The sequence below is a fragment of the Gemmiger sp. genome (genome assembly GCF_057431175.1).
In genome coordinates this window covers 77,275-94,957 of the sequence record NZ_DBMDDV010000007.1, presented here as the reverse complement: position 1 = coordinate 94,957, position 17,683 = coordinate 77,275, and the positions used below count along the sequence as shown (strand labels likewise).

Sequence of the window (17,683 nt, the reverse complement as noted above, 5' to 3'; positions counted from 1 at the left end):
AAATGCTCCAGCCGGTTCAGCCGGGAGGTATTCACGCCCGTGTTTGTCAGACAGAGTGACTGGGTATAACACTGGTCACCATCAAAGCAGGTGAACTCAATTGACAACAGGCCGATGTCCGCTGTTGTTGTGACTCCCAGCTCCCGCGAAAGGGTGTTCATAGAGCTTCGGACACGCCATGCGCCGGTGCCGCATTCCAGCAGCATCAGCCCGGTGCGTCCAATGACGGAGGATTTTTCCACAAGCCCCGCCTCGGTAATGGGGATGCCCTTGCTGGCCGACGCATAGTCGTGCCAGTAGACTTCCATGTGATTTTTGATGATCTCACTTTTCCGTTGTCCCATACCGGAAAGCCTCCTTTGTGATATGGGAATGTTGCAGCCGTTTCAAGACTGCGGTGCTATTATAAGGGAAATTGCAGGACGGGTAAAATGTATCTTGGATATGCCGGCAATGTTCGTTTGGTATTTCAAAGAAGAAAATACGTTGCGTTTTTGGCGGCTCTGCGGTAGGATAGAAAAAACACGCAGAAAGGAAACTGCCGTGACCCTTCAACAACTTCGCTATGTCACGGCTGTTGCCGGCACCGGCACCATCAGCCATGCAGTGCAGCAGCGTTGTGCTGGCCTGTACATGACCAAGCAGGCTGGCAACCGTTCGTACATCCACGCCTTGTGCAATCAGCAAGCTGGCGTTCGTATGCCGCAAGCTATGCACATTCAAATTCAGTGGCAAGTTGTTTGCTTTCAATATCAACTTAAAGCGATAGGTAAATGTGCAGGGATTCATCGGCCTTCCATTAGTACAGATACAAGCGGTGCATCTGGGATTCCCCGAAGAATACCTCGAGGAAAATTTGGAGGATGCCTTTTCCTGCATAGGTATCCTTGGGGCGATATCGTTTCGGCGTATACTGCCGGGGTGGGTGTTTCAGCTCATACAACCTTGGTCCATACAACAAGTAGTTTTCCTGCAGTCTGTCATCTATGGCTGCAAGATCGTATTCTTCTCCCAGCCTATAAAGTCGCACGGCTCGACCACCATCCCGCACCCGGATGGGGTGCTACTCTTTTTGTTTTGCATGGATTTTATGGAGCAGCAAAAGAGCGGATTCGAACAGCCCGCGCCCCGCGCTTTGCGTCCCGCGGGGCAGAAACGCCCCGGTGGGGCGTTTCTAGGGCGCGGCTTGGCGAATCCCTTCGGGCGCACAAAAAAGCGCATCGCAATGTACTTTTGCAATGCGCTTTTTGGTTTGATGTTATTTTGGTTTCAGAATCACTTCCCGCTTTCAGGGAAGATGATTTTGTTGACAAAGAAGAAAATGACCATAGACACGCCGCCGTTCAAAACCGTCGTGCCGATGTTATAAATAAAGTCCGGCACCAGCAGCCCGGCTACGGCGACCCACACGCAGTTGATGGAGTTGACGATGCAGGTAATGACGCAGAACGCCAACACATACCACGCGATCTGCTTGCCTAAATTGCCCTTGCTGCGGAACACGAAATTGCGCTGGATCGGGAAGTTGATGCACTCGCCAATGACCATGGCGATCATATACGCGCAGAAGTACGGCAGACCGCCGTGGGCGGCATCGTAGCCGAGGATGTTCCACTTGAAGGTTTCCCCAAACAGGGTCACATCCACGCCGGGCCAGCCGAAATCCACCACCGGCAGACTGCTGAACGCAGCGGGCAAAAATTGCAGCAGCAGATACTTGAACACGGTAATCAGATTCGACACGATGACGAACAGACCGCCCTCGCGCACCCACTTGGCTGCGGCGGGGTGTTTTGCCGCGAAATTATTCCAAAACTGCATAATGCAACCTCCATCAAGCGCCGCGCAGACGCTTTTCCATCTGCGCATTCAGCACCACATTCTTAATTGCTTCATAAATCACCCGCACAAGACCCAGGATCCAGAAGCCCTGCAATTCCATGACAATGCCGTCCACCATGCCCATGCTGATGGCGCCGTTCGTCATCTTTGCCAAGGCGCGAAGGGGCATATTGTACTGGAACAAAATGTTCAGGTCCGGCTTGCCGCGTTTATAGCTGACATCCAGCAGGATCGTCAGCACGAGCCAGACAAGCCAGCCCAGCGGGCTGCGGGCGTGGTTCAGTTCGCCCAAGGTCAGATTGCGGTCAATTTTGGTTTTGCCGTTCGGGATGGGATGCCCCAGCAGCTTTTCAAAGTCCGCATCGGAAACGCTCAGCACATTGCCCTTATAATAGCAATCCAAGTCCACATCTTCATACGGATGCACGGTAGCCGTTCCATGTACGGAGATTTTCTCGCACAGCCGAATGTCCTCCACGCTTGCGCCGACAAGCAGCTCGTACTCGCCGCCCTCGATTTCCCAGCGGTTAGCCTTGACATTCCAGAAACGGAACGCCTTATCGTCCAGCATGATGGTGATGCGCTGTTTCTCGCCGGGGGCAAGCGTTACGCGGGCAAAGCCTTTCAATTCCTTAGCAGGACGGAAAAGCTCACTGCTCTTTTTAGCAATATACAGCTGCACGATTTCCGTACCTGCCACACTGCCGGTGTTCGTTACGGTAAGGCTGACCCCCTGTTCATCGGCAGCCATATCGCTGTACGCAAACGTCGTGTAACTCATGCCATAACCAAACGGGAAGCGCACAGCTTTTTCCGCCGTGGTAAAGTAGCGGTAGCCGATGTACAGCCCCTCGCGGTACTCCACAGTCTTGCGGCGGGTGGCAAAGTCGGCGGCGCTGGGTACGTCGGCGTAGGCCAACGGCCATGTTTCTGCCAGCTTGCCGCAGGGGTTGACCTTGCCCGCCAGTGCATCCGCAACGGCTCCCGCCCCTGCCTGACCGCCTAAGGCGGCGTACAACAGGGCTTGGCAGTTGTCCAGCCACGGCGTTTCGACTACGCTGCCGCTGTACAATACCACGACAATTTTCGGGTTGACGGCCGCCACAGCCTGCAGCAGATCCACCTGATTTTGCGCAAGGCGCAGATTGCTGCGGTCAAGACCCTCACTCTCGGCGATTTCATCCAGACCCATGCACAAAATAACTGTATCTGCCTGTGTCGCCAGTTCGCAGGCAGATTTCTGCAAAGCAGCATCCGGCTTACCGTGGCGGTCAAAGCCCTGCTGATACCCGATAACGTTCAACTCGGAGTCGATCAGCTTATCCAGCAGCACATCCACCTGTGTCGAGTTCACCATGCTGGAGCCTGCGCCCTGATAGCGCGGATTTTTGGCAAAGTCGCCGATGACAGCCACCTTGGTACCCGCCGCCAACGGCAGCAAAGCGCCCTCGTTTTTCAGCAGCACAAGGCTTTCCTCGGCGGCGCGGCGGGCAAGCGCATGATGGGCTGCCGCATCAAACTCGCGCGGGGCAGCGTCCAGCGCAGCCTTGGTATCAAACACCAGCGGCAGCAACTCTGACAAGCGGGCGTCGATGTCGGATTCAGAGATTTTCCCGCTTTCCACCGCCGCCAGCAGTTCGCGCACACTGTCCCCGCCGGGCACGGGCATTTCCAGCGTGGAGCCGTTTTTCACACCCAGCGCGTGGTCGTTGCTTCCGCCCCAGTCGGTGATGACCGCGCCATCAAAGCCCCACTCACCGCGCAGGATCTCCATGAGCAGGTGCTTATTCTCGTTGGCATATGTACCGTTCACAAGATTGTAGGACGACATAATGCTGCGGGGATGCCCCTCTTTGACGGCAATTTCAAACCCGGTCAGGTAAATTTCCCGCAGGGTGCGCTCGTCCACGATGGAATCCGAAGCCATACGCCGCGTTTCCTGACTGTTGACGGCAAAGTGCTTCGGGCAGGCGGCTACGCCCTTGGACTGGATGCCGCGAATATATCCCGCCGCCAGCTTGCCCGCGAGATACGGGTCCTCGGAGAAATACTCAAAGCTGCGCCCGCACAGCGGGTTGCGCTTCATGTTAAGCCCCGGTCCCAACACCACCGACACTTCCTGCGCGGCAGCTTCCTCGCCCAAGGCTGCGCCGATTTCCTCGCCCAGCGCGGCATCCCAGCTGTTTGCAACAGCCGACGCCGTGGGGAAGCAGGTGGCGGGAACGCTGGGATTCAGCCCCAAGTGGTCGCTCTCGCCTGCCTGCTTGCGCAAGCCGTGGGGACCGTCCGACAGCCAGATCTGCGGGATGCCGTGTTCGGGCATACCCCGCGTTTTGAAGGTTTCCGCGCCGGAAAGCAGCGCGCATTTTTCTTCCAAGGTCAATTTTTTCAGCAAAAGTTCTGTATTTTGCATATATTTTTCCCTTCTCATAAGAAAAGCCGCGTCCAACGCCTGCAAGCAGACATCAGACGCGGCTTTCATTCAGCAAGTACCGTTATGTTTCATCAGGGGCAATGGACGCTTACTCTGCCGCCAGCGTGACCACAGCCTCGTTGATGGAGTAGGTGTTGCTGTAGCCCCAGCCGGAGACGGTTTCGTCATGGGCAGGGATGGTCAGCTGCTTGCTGCCGTCCTCGCCCTCGGTGATGGGCACCGTCAGGGCATCGCTGCCGTTCAGGGTCAGGGTAAGGGCATCGTCCTGCACATCCACCAGCGTACCGGTGATGGCTGCAGAGCCGTCGGCGGCAGTCAGCGTGCAGACCTTGTGGGAGTAATCCACCAGCAGCACGGCATCCGTTGCGGTGGGCGTTTCGCCCTGCACCAGCTCATAGCTGCCCGTGTACTGCTCGGTGACCAGATCCTCGACCTGTACTTCAAACGTAGCGGTCGCACCCAGGAAGGAGGCCGTCACGGTCTTGGTGCCTGTGGTGTCGCTGTCGTAACCGGTGAAGGTCAAGCGACCGCCCCAGATGGACTCCTCCGCATCGTTGGCGCGGGTAGCCGTCACAACCAGCTCGCCCGGGTTGAAGGTGTCACCCGTGTAGAAGGTGCGCAGGTTGGAGGCATCGATCGTCAGGCTCTTGGCAGGGGCATAGGGCTGACCGTAGATGTTGATGTTGCGGGTGATCCTACCGCCCATAACGCCATAGCTCAGGCTGGCTTCCATGCTGTATGCGCCGTGGTCGGTGTCAAAGACGAAGATATCCGCATCCGCGCCGCCATCCACATTGGTGGGGCGCACAGTGCCGTCGGCGTCCTGATTGCCCAGCAGATGAATGACGAAGTTCTTCTCGCCGTTTTCATCGTAGTTGTACCAGTAGCCGTAAACATGGGAGATAGAGTCGCCGCCCACGGAGGTGCTGGGACCGCTGAAGGAACCCCACATCGAACCGTCGGTGTAGCAGTACATATCCAGACAGGCCGGATCCACGATGGTGCCGAAGCCTTCGGTGTACTGACCCTCGAAGAAGTAGGCGACTTCCCCGTTCGGCTCCTTGGCTTCCCAGGTTTCCTGCGGGATGGCAATCAGGTCATCCAGCGTCTTGGAAACATACTCGTTATCGTTGTAGTTCATAACGGGACCATCGGCAGAAGTCTGCGCCGCATCGGGGGCAACCTCCGCATTGTCGGCCGAGGGCAGGCTGCTGCTCTGCAGGGAGAAACCGCCCACGCAGACCGCAGCGACCACGACCACCGCACCGGCGGCAGCAAACTGTTTTCCGGTGGCTTTTGCCTCGCCGGTTTTTGTCTGCTTGCAGAAGCAGGCGATCACACTGAGCAGGCAGGCAATGAAAGTGCCGACCATATAAAACACGCACAGACCGGCGTTGCCGCCCGCAAAGGTAACGTGGTTGATGACATCGGCAAAGACGAAATACAACTGCACAACGACAAGATACAGGGCAATGTTATAAATGACCGCCTGAATCAGCGCGCTGAACGGAACGGAAACAAAGAAGAAAACGAGCGAAGCGGCAGCACCGACCAGCAGCACCACGCCGGCCATCGTGCCGGAGTGACCCAGAGGGGCGGCCGTGGCCTGTGTGAGCAGGAATACAATGCCGGTGATCAGCGCGACCAGCGCTGCGGCAAGGCAGAACCAGCTGCCCAGCCCTTTATTTTTCAAGCCTTTATTCATCAGGTTCCACCTCCATCAATTCTTTTTGGCGGCACGATTCTTCCGCTTTTCCTCGGAGAAAACGTCCGTGTAGGTATGCAGCACATACATCACGACAGCGGCAACGGCCAGTGCGCAGAACACAACATCGAGAGCGCGCAGGGTCGTCTGCCACCACGGGGCCGCGTCGGAAACGACAACGTCCTCCGCGCCGGAGCCGCCCATAGAGGACTGCAGCATGACGTAGTACAGATAATGGTTGGAGTCGATGACCTTCTGCAGCAGGTCGCCGTCATCGGTGCTGGTGATCAGCTTCTCGATTTCGGTCGGGCGGGCGGTATCCAGGCAGAAGATGTTGTTGCCCGCCATCAGCATTTCGGGGGCGGAGGAATACTCGGACGCGGTCAGCGCATCGTCGATGATGTAGCCGCCGTAGTTCCACTCGTCGCGCAGGATGTGCTGGATGCCCTGGTTGGCAGCAGCGTACATAACGCCGATACGGTTGTAAGCGGTCATAACGCCGAGAGAATCGCCCTCAGCAAGGGAACCCTCAAAGGCGCGCATATAGATCTCGCGGATGGCCTGCTCGTTCGCAAAGGTGGAGATGCCCTGACGACCGGCTTCCTGCTCGTTCAGGAAGAAGTGCTTGACCGTGCCGATCAGACCCTTGTTGCGCATACCGCGGGAAACGGCCTTGGCAGCATAGTAGCTGAGAACGCCGTCCTCGGAGAAATACTCAGAGGTACGACCGGAGTAGGGAGAGCGCAGGGTGTCCGCGCCGGGCGCGTAGGCGATGGGAATGGACGCATACAGCGCATCCTCGCCGTACATCTCGCCAAAGCGGGTCTGCACATCGTGGTTCCAGGTTGCGCCGACGATGGGCAGCGTAGCCCAGCCGGTGCAGTTGCGGCGGTCGCCGTACTTAAACTGACCATTCATGCCCTCGGGACCATCGACGATGGTGCAGCCGGGCTTGTTGACAGCCTTGACAGCCTTGATGCCCTTGGAGTCGCCCATGTTGATGAGCAGATCGCTCAGCGTCAGCTGAGAAAGGAAGTCGTTCCACTTCGGGTCGTCGAAGGCAACGCCGATCATATCGCTGAAGTTGATCTTCTCATCCAGCTCCACGCCGAGGTTGAAGTCGGAAACGCTCTTGGCGTCGGCCGCCTTGACGTAGGTCTGCATATTCAGACCGTTGTACAGCTTATCGTTGACCGTCAGGGTCTCCAGCGTGGTGGGGTAGGTCGTATCCCACGCGCTGCGGGACAGGTAGGTGATTTTTTCGTCGTCGTTCGCCCAGTAGTTCACATCGGCGTCGTCGAAGGTGTTCGTGACTTCCACATCGCTGTTGTAACGGGATTTGCGGTACTTTTCGGTATCGACCTCGGTGTTGGGGGCGGTCCAAGTGGCCACAGCGGCGGTGTTGCCGGTGACGACATTGCCGTCCTGATCGATCAGCTTGCCCGCAACGGCGTCACCGCACTTGGCGGCCAACACATTGTTCAGTGCCTCGTGTGCGCCGTTGCCGACGGCGAAGTAGTAATCGCCCGCATCGAGGATGTAGCCCTTCGCGCCGTTGGCGTCATAGGACGCAAGGAAGTAGCCGGGCACATCGACCGTGACAGTCTCGGATGCACCTGCGGCCACGTCGATTTTGTCATAGCCCAGCAGCTGGATCGAGGACTTTTCGACGTTGTTCTGCTTGTCGTAGTCGGTGTAGGGGGACTGTCCGTACAGCTCCACCGTAGCCTTGCCGTCCTTATCGCCGGTGTTGCTCACCGTGACGGTCGCCGTGAAGGTGTCGGTGTCGCTGTTGTAGTCCAGTTTGTCAAGGCTGTACTCATAGGTCGTGTAGGACAGACCGTAGCCGAAGGGGAAGCAGACCTCCTCAGCGTAGTTCCAGCCATCGGTCGAGGCTTTGGTGCCAACCGCGGAATCGGCGTTGCCCTGACCGAGGATGGTGTCCTCGTAGCGGGTCTCGTAGTAGCGGTAGCCGACATAGATGCCCTCGTTATAGCTGACAAAGCTGTCGCCTGCCGCGCGGGGCGTTTTGCTGCCGTAGTTGTAGGCGTGCAGACCGAAGTTTTCGGCGCTGGGCGCGGACAGGGAGTTGGCGGCAAAGGTGGCGGTGGTGTGACCGGAGGGGTTGACCTCACCGGTCACAACGCGGATGGCGCCGGGCATACCGTAGAAGCCGGGGTTGCCGACCCACAGCACAGCGTCAACATTGTACTCGTCCAGCCAGTCCATCTCCATCGCAAAGACGGAGTTCAGCAAGACGACGGTTTTCTTGAATTTGCCGGAATCCTTGATTTTCTGGAAGATCGCTTTCTCGTTGTCGTCCAGCTCCAGCATACGCTTGCCCTCGTCGTTGACCATCGCAAGGTCGTTACCCTCGGTGGCAAAGCGGGACAGCGTAACAAACGCGACATCACCATAGGACGCAAACGAGTCGGTGACGCTGCCGGTGAACAGCGCCGGGTCATATTCGCCCACGCTGGAAACGCTTCTTGCTTTCGGCGCTTCGGCGGAAGCGTAGGCGTCCAGCACGGTTTGGTTCACGTTGAAGCCGGCATCCTGCAGGGCGTCAACGGGGGTTTTCTGGTAATCCGGGTTTGTGGAGGAACCGCCTGCGGTGCTGCGGAACACCGGGTCGATGCTGCCGCGGCCAAAGACCGTGACGTTGCGCTCAGACTCGGAAAGCGGCAGGGCGTTGTTGCGGTTGTAGAGCAGCACGCTGCCCTCTTCTTCTTCCTGCTCACAGAACTGATAAGCGGCTTCGATGTACTTTTCGTAGCTTGCGTCAGACAGGGTGCCGTCAGCGGAGAACTCCGTGCCGCCGTAAGATGCGCCAGCGCCTTCGATGCCGAGTGCATGGTTGACTTCGCCTTCCTGCTGGAACGCAATAGTCGTTCCGGTCAGGACAAGGTTGGCCACCAGCACAGCCGCGCCGGACAAGCCCAGCCAACGGCGGGACTTGCTTGAGGTTTCCTTTTGTGCCATAGGTTTTTCTCCTTCCTAAACTGTCACAGATGAATGATCCGATGCGCTTGCTGCCAAGGGCTGTGCACTTCCCTTTTGCAGAAGCTTTTCGTATCTTTTTCACAAAGCTATCATAAAGGGAAGCGTTGACCGGGTCAATGCAGTTGGCGTAAATGTCAAAAAACACGGCACAAATGACAACGAAGAAAAGCGGCCGCCTTTCGGCAGTCGCTTTTGGGTTATGCAGTTTCTTTTTGGCTTTTCCCGCAGGGGAAGGTAACCACCAGGTAAAAAATCGAGTCCTCCACAAAGCAGTCTGCCGTGCCGCCGTACAGCTCGGCAATGCTTTTGATGCTTTTTATGCCGTAGCCATGCTCCTCGGTATCCTGCTTGGTTGTGACGATAGCGCCGTCCCGCAGCGTCGGCGGTGCGGGGGTGTAATTCTGCACGCGGATGACCGCCATGTCACGGCAGCGGCTGATGTCCAGTGTGATGACCCGCTTAGACGCATCGTTTACCTGCGTCAGACACTCAATGGCATTGTCCAGCGCATTGCCCAGCAGGGAGTAGATGTGGTAGTGTTTCATATCCTCCAGACAGCTGCCGTCTGCCGAGCAGACCAGCTGAATACCTGCCTGCCCGCAGAGTGCCGACTTTTGGGTCAGTGTGATGTCCAGCGCCTTATTCCCGGTGAGATAGCGCAGGTTCAGGTTGTCCATTTCTTCTTCCAGACGGGCGCGTTCCTCATCTGTGGCGCGGGAATACTGCTGTTTCAGGTCATGGTAGCGGATGTTGATTTTTTCCATGTCCTTTTTTGCCTGTTCATACTGCTGCTTGTCACATTCCAGCAGATGCTCCAGCATTTTATTCTCGTGTTCCAGACTTTTGATGCTGCAATTTGAAAATTCCAGTGCCAGAATCGTGATGGCAAACAGGATGCAGAACGCATTCAGCGCCAGATAGGCGGTCAGGTAGGACTCTGCGCTGCTGTCCAGGACATCCTCCAGTACAACACTCAGGTAGACTGCGGCAATCAGGAAAAAGCCGGAGTAAAGCACGGTCTTGACATTGTCAAACAGCAGGCGCCCGCGCCAGATGCGCCGGGTGAGCAACCGGTAGATGACCAGACAGACCACAAGGCTGCTGAAAAGCAGAATAACAAAGTTGACGAGCCTGTCCCTGCGCCCATGCTGAAGCAGCCAATTAATGGGCATATAGGCCAGCTTACTGGTAATGTGCTGCACCGCGTAGGCACAGGTTGTATAAAACAGGGCGTGCAGCGGGCTGCAGTCAAAGCTGAACCATATCAGACCAAACAGCAGCGCCGTATATAGCAGCAGTTTTGCCCACTGCGGCAGAAATGTCAGGGTGTCCGTCAGTGCGAGAAAGCCCCATACACCCGCCGCCAGCCGCGGAACGAAGCAGCTGCGGCGCTGCCCCCACGGGACAAACAGGCAGGCGCATAGAATCATACCCAGCTGGACTTGCTGGATCAGTATCCAATTTATGACCGGCACGGGTCTTCCCACTCCTTTTTTGCCATATATCGAGAGAATGCTTCGGTGAAGGCGTCCTTGTAGGTGCGCCCGATGGGCAGTGCCGCCCCGCCGATATAGACATTCATACGGCTTACCGCCGTGATACAGCGCAGGTTCACAAGGTAACTGGCGCTGCATCGTACAAAGCCGTAGGGCGTCAGCTGCGCCGCGATTTCCTGCATCGAACCGCGGTTTTTGATGATTTCGGTCTTACCGTCCCCGCTGCACAGGTTGTACAGCAGGTCGTGCTGGCGCACCTCCACATAGGCGATTTCCGCTGCATCCAGCAGCCGCGTCATGGTGCCGTCCTTGACGACAATGTGCGGCGGCGTGACCTTTTGACCGGCGCGCTTTTGCAGCGCCTTCAGCGCCCGCGTCAGATACATATGGAAGGAGTACCACTGTATCGGCTTTACAATAAAGCCCAGCGCGCCGACGCTGTACCCATTCAGCGCGAATTGCTGCAAATTCGTGCAGAAAATGAGGATGACGTCTTGATCTGTCTCCCGGATTTTTTCGGCCAGTTCCATGCCGGACATCTGCGGCATATCAATGTCGAGATATAAAATGTCAAAATCACGGTCTTGCGCCGCCAGATAGACTGCCGCGCAGTCAAACTCCTGTACGTTCAGTTCTGTGCCGTTCTCCGCGCTAAACCGCGCCAGCGCCTGTTTCAGTTGGTCTCTTTCTTGTTTTTCATCGTCCACAATGCCGATTCGGATCACCGTGCGTTCCTCCCTCCGCGCAAGGTTCTATACAAATATGATATACCCCCGAACGCAGCCGCGTCAACCTTTTACGAGCGAATCGTCCAATTTTTCCAAGATATTTCCGGAACGCCGCGTGCTGGGTATGGAAGATCCTGACCACCGTTTGACCACTACGGTGCAGTCGCACTAGGCTCAAAGTGCCAATGGGAAAAATATACCAAACAAGCCCGGTCGTCTTAACACAATCTTAATACCCCGGCAGAAAAGCTTAATACCATCTTTAAACAGGCGGCGCTATACTGTATTGTACGAAAATTCTGCTGGAGTGTGATTTTCTTTGCCATCTCATCGGCGTTTAACCTGTAAGCTCAATTACTTTCAGTCCATTATTCTGCTGTTTGCAATGGTTATCCTTATCGGGGCAGCGCTTTTGATGCTGCCGTTCTCTGCACAAGCACATACCGTCACCCCTTTCCATGAGGCATTGTTTACGGCAACCTCCGCCGTCTGTGTTACGGGGCTGGTTGTGCGGGATACGGCTTCCCACTGGTCAGCCTTTGGTCAGGCTGTTCTCATGGTGCTGATCCAGATCGGCGGCCTGGGTGTGATCACAGTCGGCGCGTCTTTCTCGCTTTTATCCGGTCGGCGCATTTCCCTCTCACAGCGCGGGCGGATGCAGGAGGCCATGTCCGCCCCCAAAGTGGGCGGCATTGTGCGGCTGACAGGCTTTGTGATCCGTAGCTCTTTGGTGATGGAAGGGATCGGTGCACTTTGTATGCTCCCGGTTTTCTGCCGGGATTTCGGCGTTTCCGGGATATGGAAAGCCATTTTTCATTCCGTTTCCGCTTTCTGCAATGCGGGCTTTGATTTAATGGGTACTCCCGACACGCCTTTTGTTTCTCTGACCGCATATCGCGCCGACCCGGTTATCAGCCTGACGATTTCCGCCCTGATCGTTATAGGCGGCATTGGCTTTCTGACATGGGATGACGTGCGGACCAATCGGCTCCGCTTTCATCGCTATCGGCTACAAAGCAAAGTTATTCTGACATCGACGGCACTCTTGATCTTGCTGCCAACACTATACTTCTTCTTTTTTGAGTTCAAAGGAGTCACACCGCAGGAGCGGCTGTTGCTCTCTCTGTTTCAGTCCATAACGCCCCGGACAGCCGGTTTTAATACGGCAGACTACACGTCCTTGTCCAGCAGCGGGCGCGGCCTTACGATTCTGCTGATGTTCATCGGCGGTTCACCGGGTTCTACTGCCGGCGGCATCAAGACAACAACGATAGCGGTGCTTGTCGCCAATGCTTTTGCTGTATTCCGCAGGCAGAAGAGCCCAGAAATGTTCGGGCGGCGGATGGAAGAAAAAGCGGTCCATGATGCCGCAGCCATTTTTACACTGTATCTCGTCCTTTCGCTGACGGGGGCATTCACCATCAGCACCGTCGAGGGCTTGCCGCTGTCCGAATGCCTGTTTGAGACGACCTCGGCCATTGCTACCGTAGGGCTGTCCCTGGGGTTGACACCTCATCTGGGGATCGTCTCGCAGGGGATTTTAATTTTCTTGATGTTCATTGGGCGTGTCGGCGGACTGACCATGATCTACGCAGCACTCTCCGGCAGCAAAAGCAGCGTGGCGCGGCTGCCGCAGGAACGAATAACCGTAGGATAAAAGAAAGGTAGATCCCATGAAAGCTATTTTATTGATCGGTTTGGGCCGATTTGGCCGCCATATTGCAGAAGAATTAAATAAACTCGGCCATGAGGTCATGGCAGTAGACGAAAACGAGGAGCGCGTCAACGCAGTGCTGAGCATTGTGACCAACGCCCAGATCGGCGACAGCACCAACGCGGAATTTCTGGAGGCGTTGGGCGTCCGCAATTTTGATGTCTGCATTGTGGCAATCAGCGGAAACTTTCAAAGTTCTCTCGAAACCACTTCCCTGCTGAAGGAGCTGGGAGCAAAAATGGTTGTTTCCCGTGCGGAACGGGATGTGCAGGCCAAATTTCTGCTGCGCAACGGTGCAGATGAAGTGATTTACCCGGAAAAGCAGCTGGCAAAATGGGCAGCCATCCGTTACGGCTCCGATCATGTGCTGGATTATATCGAACTGGATCACGACCACGCCATTCTGGAAGTGTCTGTGCCTTCTGCATGGATTGGAAAGACCGTTGGCGACATCAATATCCGCAAGAAATACAGCATCAATATTCTGGGAATCAAACGCAATGGAATTGCCGATGTCAACATCGACTCGGACACAGTCCTGCCCGGTGACACCACCCTGTTGGTACTGGGCGAGGGAAAAGCCCTGAGCCGGTGCTTTCATATCTGATCGTTTTCCAAGGGAAGTGGTTCATTTGAAAACAGCACTGCTGATTTTGCTGTTTCTGGCTGCCGGGCTTTTTCTTGTTTTTATCGGTGTCCGATGTGATGCGTTCTGGCGCGGCGTCCGCCGCGCACAATTTGAGCGGCAGGAAGGCTTTCGCCGCTGGTAATACAGCCCAAAATATGATATGATACCCTTCAGAAGGGAGGATTTGCCATGAACATTAAAAAGCCATCTCCCGATACAGTGAAAGCGCAGGCCGTCCGACAGGCAAAGGATCTTTTGATTACCGTGTTGATTCTGGCCGCAGCAACCGGCATTGGCAATATTTTCTGGTATTTCTCTTTTACCCGCAATATCATATCGGTGTATGTTCTGGGGACATTGCTGACCTCGCTTTTTACCAAAAGCTATTTCTGTGGCTTTTTAAGCTCGTTTTCCAGCGTGCTGCTTTTCAATTTTTGTTTTACAGAGCCCCGCCTGACGCTACACGCATACGAGCGCGGCTACCCAGTCACCTTTGCCATTATGCTGATCGTTTCCATCATCACGGTTACATTGGCGATTCAGAATATCCGCAATGCCGAAGAGAAAGAGCGCGCTGCCGTCCATGCCAAGAACGAACAGCTGCGCGCCGATTTGTTGCGCACGATTTCCCACGACCTGCGAACCCCGCTCACATCCATTTCCGGCAATGCCTCCAACCTCATCAGCAACTATGAGATGATGGATGCCCCCACCCGGAAACAAACATTTCTGGACATCTACAACGATTCCATGTGGCTGATCAATCTGGTGGAGAACATTCTTTCCATTTCCCGTATTGAGGATGGAAGGATGAATCTGTCCATCTCCACAGAACTGGTAAGTGAAGTGTTCGAAGAGGCCCTGCGCCATACCAACCGGCACAGTGCGCAGCACACGATTACTGTGCAGATGGCCGATGACCTGCTGCTGGCGCGCATGGATGCCAAGCTGGTTGTGCAGGTGTTGATCAATCTGGTGGACAATGCCATCAAATACACGCCCGCAGGGTCACACATTGTCCTTTCCGCTGCGGCGCAGGGGGAAAACGCCGTAATCCAGGTAAGCGATGACGGCCCCGGCATCCCGGATGAAGCAAAAGAAAAAGTGTTTGAGATGTTCTCCACCGGGGAAAAACGAATTTCGGACAGCCGCCGCAGCCTTGGGTTGGGATTGGCTCTTTGCCGCACGATCATCGCAGCCCACGGCGGCACGATCACACTGTCCGACAATAAGCCGCACGGCTGCATCTTTACTTTTACACTGCCCCTTGGGGAGGTTTCTTTGCATGAATAAACCCTTGATTCTGGTCGTGGAGGACGACGCGCCTATCCGCAACCTGATTACCACAACACTGAAAACGCAGGATTACAAGTACATTGCAGTGGCTACTGCCTCAGAAGCGCTCCAACAAGCAACAATCCATGCGCCGGATGTGATGCTGCTAGATCTTGGTCTGCCTGATTTGGATGGCATCGAGGTGATTCGCCGTATTCGCAGTTGGTCTGCGATGCCCATCATCGTTATCAGCGCCCGCAGCGAGGACAGCGATAAAATCGAAGCCTTGGACAGCGGCGCGGATGACTATCTGACGAAGCCGTTCTCGGTAGAAGAGCTGCTGGCGCGGCTGCGGGTAACGTTCCGCCGCATCTTGATGCTGCAAAACGCCGCCGGTAGTTCTGTTTTTACCAACGGTGATTTGCAAATTGATTTTGCGGCGGGCTGTGCCACATTGAAAGGGCAGGAACTGCACCTGACCCCCATCGAATACAAGCTGCTCTGCGTCATGGCCAAGAATTGCGGCAAAGTGTTGACCCATACTTATATCACCCACGAAGTCTGGGGCAGTTCCTGGGGCAATGACGTGGCTTCCCTTCGCGTTTTTATGGCTACGCTGCGCAAAAAGCTGGAATCCGAGCCGGATTCACCGCAGTATATCCAGACGCATATTGGCATTGGGTACAGGATGCTGAAAGTGTAAAAGAATCTACCCTAAAGGGATATAATAAAAGCGATGAATATTATTATATCTATTTCTGGATTGATGAACTTAATCTTTTCGCGTATGTTACCAATGTAATTTACGCTGGGCGGAATCAGCCCTCCTGCTTGGTCGATATGTCGCTTGACGCTTGACCACCATTTGACCACTATTGGAAATTGACGACTTCAAAGGCTTGAAATACGCTGTAACTGCGTTTTTCATACATAAGCGATCGTAGCTCAGCTCCCTGCATGGAAAACTCAATATACTGCCGGATATCCTTGATGGACATTCCGGCTTTTTTCATGCAGCGGATGACCTGCAGCCACTCGAAGTCGGTTCCCCGGAACATCCGAATGCCGCCGGAGGAACGCTCCACAAAGGGAAGTCCCCCTTCTTTGTCGTAGTAGCGCAGGGTGGAGGCAGGTACGCCCAGCTTTTGTGCCATTTCGCCTACGGTATAGATCATCTGAAGCCTCCGTTTTTTCAAAAAGCCCTTGACTTAAAGTGCGCTTTAAGTTGTATGATAAAATCAAACTTTATCAAAAGCCATAATGCGGATGCACTCCGCTGTCAAGGAGGTTCCTATGAGCAAGAAGGTATTGATTTTGTCTGGCAGTCCACGGAAGGGCGGTAACTCTGATATTCTATGCGATGAATTTCTGCGTGGAGCACAGGATGCCGGGCACAAAGCAGAAAAGATCCGGGTCGCTGAGAAAAAGGTAGCTCCCTGTTCCGGCTGCTACTACTGCAGCACCCACGGTGGAGCCTGCGTCCACAAGGATGATATGGCAGACATCCTGCAAAAGATGATCGATGCCGATGTCATTGTGCTGGCAAGCCCGGTATACTTCTACTCCATCAGTGCCCAGTTGAAGACAGTGATCGACCGTACCGTGGCACGGTGGCTTGAGGTCAAAGACAAGGAATTTTACTACATCACCACCATGGCAGACGAGGAAAAAGCCTCTGCGGACACTACGCTGGCCTGCTTCCGGGGCTATGCAGACTGTGTGGAAGGTGCCGCGGAAAAGGGAGTCCTTGTAGCAGGTGGTGTTTACGAGCCGGGTGCGGTGCGGAACACCTCTGCCATGGCACAGGCTTACGAGATGGGGAGGAACGTATAATGGCAGTGAAACAGACAGCAGGGCGGGATGCTCTGGGCGAATTTGCGCCCAAATTTGCGGAACTTAACGACGAGGTACTATTCGGACAGGTGTGGAGCCGAGAGGATAAACTCTCCCTCCGGGACCGCAGCCTTGTGACGGTGGTGGCACTGATGGCGCAGGGACTGACGGACTCCTCGTTTCGGTATCACCTGACGGCAGCGAAAAACAACGGTATTACCCGGACTGAGATTGCAGAGATCCTGACCCATGCGGCATTTTATGCAGGCTGGCCCAAGGCGTGGGCGGCTTTCCGCATGGCAAAGGAAGTCTGGGCAGAGGACGCTGCAGAGGATGCCAAGGCAAAGCACCAGAGTGAAATGGTGTTCCCCATCGGTGCATCCAACGACGGTTTTGCACAGTATTTCAGCGGAAAAAGCTATCTGGCCCCCCTGTCCACCGCACAGGTTGGCATTTACAACGTCACCTTTGAGCCGGGCTGCCGGAACAACTGGCACATCCACCATGCCGCAAAGGGCGGTGGGCAGATCCTTGTCTGCGTGGCAGGCCGGGGCTACTATCAGGAATGGGGCAAAGCGCCGCAGGAGCTGCATCCGGGCGATGTGGTGAACATTCCCCCGGAGGTCAAGCACTGGCACGGTGCTGCACCCGATTGCTGGTTCTCTCATCTGGCAGTGGAAGTGCCCGGCGAAGGCACCTCTAACGAGTGGTGCGAGCCGGTGCAGGAAGAAACCTATAAGGAGCTGCAGTGATAAACACAGGATCATCAATACCGCAAAAATGCACTGAAACCAATGCAAAATTTTCCCTCCTTGCAAGAATGCGGGAGTGCTAAACAAATATAAGAAATAGCCATCTGAAATCCGGGAACCTTCGGAATCTCAGGTGGCTATTTTTATATTGCTTTTTCTGCTGGCTGCTGTTCTTCGGAACCTGCAACAACTTGCTCGCCGCTTTGTAAGCTGACCGGCAGATAACTTTCCTCTGCCCGGCTTACCAATTGCGGGTTTGGGTCGCCATCGCAG

General features: G+C 55.3%; 16 protein-coding genes. 7 read left to right on the top strand and 9 right to left on the bottom strand.

Annotated features, from left to right (window positions below; translation table 11 throughout):
- The 8 genes from ACZO0A_RS04610 to ACZO0A_RS04575 all read right to left on the bottom strand — a co-directional run.
- Nucleotides 1-344: threonine/serine exporter family protein (locus tag ACZO0A_RS04610; protein ID WP_486846095.1), on the bottom strand; the 344-nt coding region annotated here is incomplete at its 3' end.
- The gene (locus tag ACZO0A_RS04605) at nt 325-879 is read right to left on the bottom strand and encodes a tyrosine-type recombinase/integrase (protein WP_417346085.1); all 555 of its coding nucleotides are present in this window, start codon (nt 877-879) and stop codon (nt 325-327) included. The genes ACZO0A_RS04605 and ACZO0A_RS04610, both read right to left, overlap by 20 nt.
- A gap of 396 nt (nt 880-1,275) precedes the next feature.
- Nucleotides 1,276-1,821, bottom strand: coding sequence for a GtrA family protein (locus ACZO0A_RS04600; RefSeq protein WP_215691270.1), 546 nt, complete (start codon nt 1,819-1,821; stop codon nt 1,276-1,278).
- Nucleotides 1,822-1,834: 13 nt separating this feature from the next.
- Nucleotides 1,835-4,255, bottom strand: a complete 2,421-nt coding sequence (locus ACZO0A_RS04595) for a glycoside hydrolase family 3 C-terminal domain-containing protein (RefSeq protein WP_302377599.1) — start codon at nt 4,253-4,255, stop codon at nt 1,835-1,837.
- Nucleotides 4,256-4,364: 109 nt separating this feature from the next.
- Nucleotides 4,365-5,981 carry a bacterial Ig-like domain-containing protein gene (locus tag ACZO0A_RS04590; RefSeq protein WP_302377601.1) on the bottom strand — a complete coding sequence of 539 codons (1,617 nt, stop codon included), beginning with the start codon at nt 5,979-5,981 and terminating at the stop codon, nt 4,365-4,367.
- A 15-nt stretch (nt 5,982-5,996) separates the two neighbouring features.
- A complete protein-coding gene (locus ACZO0A_RS04585; RefSeq protein WP_302377603.1) occupies nt 5,997-8,963 on the bottom strand; it encodes a glycoside hydrolase family 3 protein in 2,967 nt (988 codons plus the stop codon).
- Nucleotides 8,964-9,181: 218 nt separating this feature from the next.
- Nucleotides 9,182-10,459, bottom strand: a complete 1,278-nt coding sequence (locus ACZO0A_RS04580; RefSeq protein WP_486846094.1) for an ATP-binding protein — start codon at nt 10,457-10,459, stop codon at nt 9,182-9,184.
- Entirely contained in the window at nt 10,447-11,205 is a 759-nt protein-coding gene (locus tag ACZO0A_RS04575) for a LytR/AlgR family response regulator transcription factor (RefSeq protein ID WP_486846091.1), read from the bottom strand. Before ACZO0A_RS04575 ends, ACZO0A_RS04580 begins: the two co-directional genes overlap by 13 nt.
- Nucleotides 11,206-11,527: 322 nt before the next feature.
- Here ACZO0A_RS04575 and ACZO0A_RS04570 point away from each other — a divergent pair, with 322 nt between their 5' ends.
- From ACZO0A_RS04570 to ACZO0A_RS04550, 5 genes are read left to right on the top strand one after another with little or no spacing between them, the layout of a single operon-like run.
- Nucleotides 11,528-12,865, top strand: a complete 1,338-nt coding sequence (locus ACZO0A_RS04570; RefSeq protein ID WP_486846090.1) for a TrkH family potassium uptake protein — start codon at nt 11,528-11,530, stop codon at nt 12,863-12,865.
- Between the two features lie 16 nt (nt 12,866-12,881).
- Nucleotides 12,882-13,529 carry a potassium channel family protein gene (locus ACZO0A_RS04565; RefSeq protein ID WP_215691260.1) on the top strand — a complete coding sequence of 216 codons (648 nt, stop codon included), beginning with the start codon at nt 12,882-12,884 and terminating at the stop codon, nt 13,527-13,529.
- Between the two features lie 25 nt (nt 13,530-13,554).
- Nucleotides 13,555-13,692 carry a hypothetical protein gene (locus ACZO0A_RS04560; protein WP_302149583.1) on the top strand — a complete coding sequence of 46 codons (138 nt, stop codon included), beginning with the start codon at nt 13,555-13,557 and terminating at the stop codon, nt 13,690-13,692.
- Nucleotides 13,693-13,739: 47 nt separating this feature from the next.
- Nucleotides 13,740-14,843, top strand: coding sequence for a sensor histidine kinase (locus ACZO0A_RS04555; RefSeq protein WP_486846089.1), 1,104 nt, complete (start codon nt 13,740-13,742; stop codon nt 14,841-14,843).
- Nucleotides 14,836-15,528: a response regulator gene (locus ACZO0A_RS04550; RefSeq protein ID WP_419047752.1), complete on the top strand. Its 693-nt coding sequence runs from the start codon at nt 14,836-14,838 to the stop codon at nt 15,526-15,528. The genes ACZO0A_RS04555 and ACZO0A_RS04550 overlap by 8 nt, the downstream gene beginning before the upstream one ends.
- A 169-nt stretch (nt 15,529-15,697) precedes the next feature.
- Here the strand turns inward: ACZO0A_RS04550 and ACZO0A_RS04545 are convergent, their stop codons facing one another.
- Nucleotides 15,698-16,000: a MerR family transcriptional regulator gene (locus tag ACZO0A_RS04545; protein WP_337557140.1), complete on the bottom strand. Its 303-nt coding sequence runs from the start codon at nt 15,998-16,000 to the stop codon at nt 15,698-15,700.
- 118 nt (nt 16,001-16,118) lie between these two features.
- Here ACZO0A_RS04545 and ACZO0A_RS04540 point away from each other — a divergent pair, with 118 nt between their 5' ends.
- Together ACZO0A_RS04540 and ACZO0A_RS04535 are read left to right on the top strand one after the other, a co-directional pair.
- Nucleotides 16,119-16,658, top strand: coding sequence for a flavodoxin family protein (locus ACZO0A_RS04540; RefSeq protein ID WP_215691252.1), 540 nt, complete (start codon nt 16,119-16,121; stop codon nt 16,656-16,658).
- Nucleotides 16,658-17,410, top strand: coding sequence for a carboxymuconolactone decarboxylase family protein (locus tag ACZO0A_RS04535; RefSeq protein WP_215691250.1), 753 nt, complete (start codon nt 16,658-16,660; stop codon nt 17,408-17,410). Before ACZO0A_RS04540 ends, ACZO0A_RS04535 begins: the two co-directional genes overlap by 1 nt.
- The last annotated feature ends 273 nt before the right edge of the window (nt 17,411-17,683 follow it).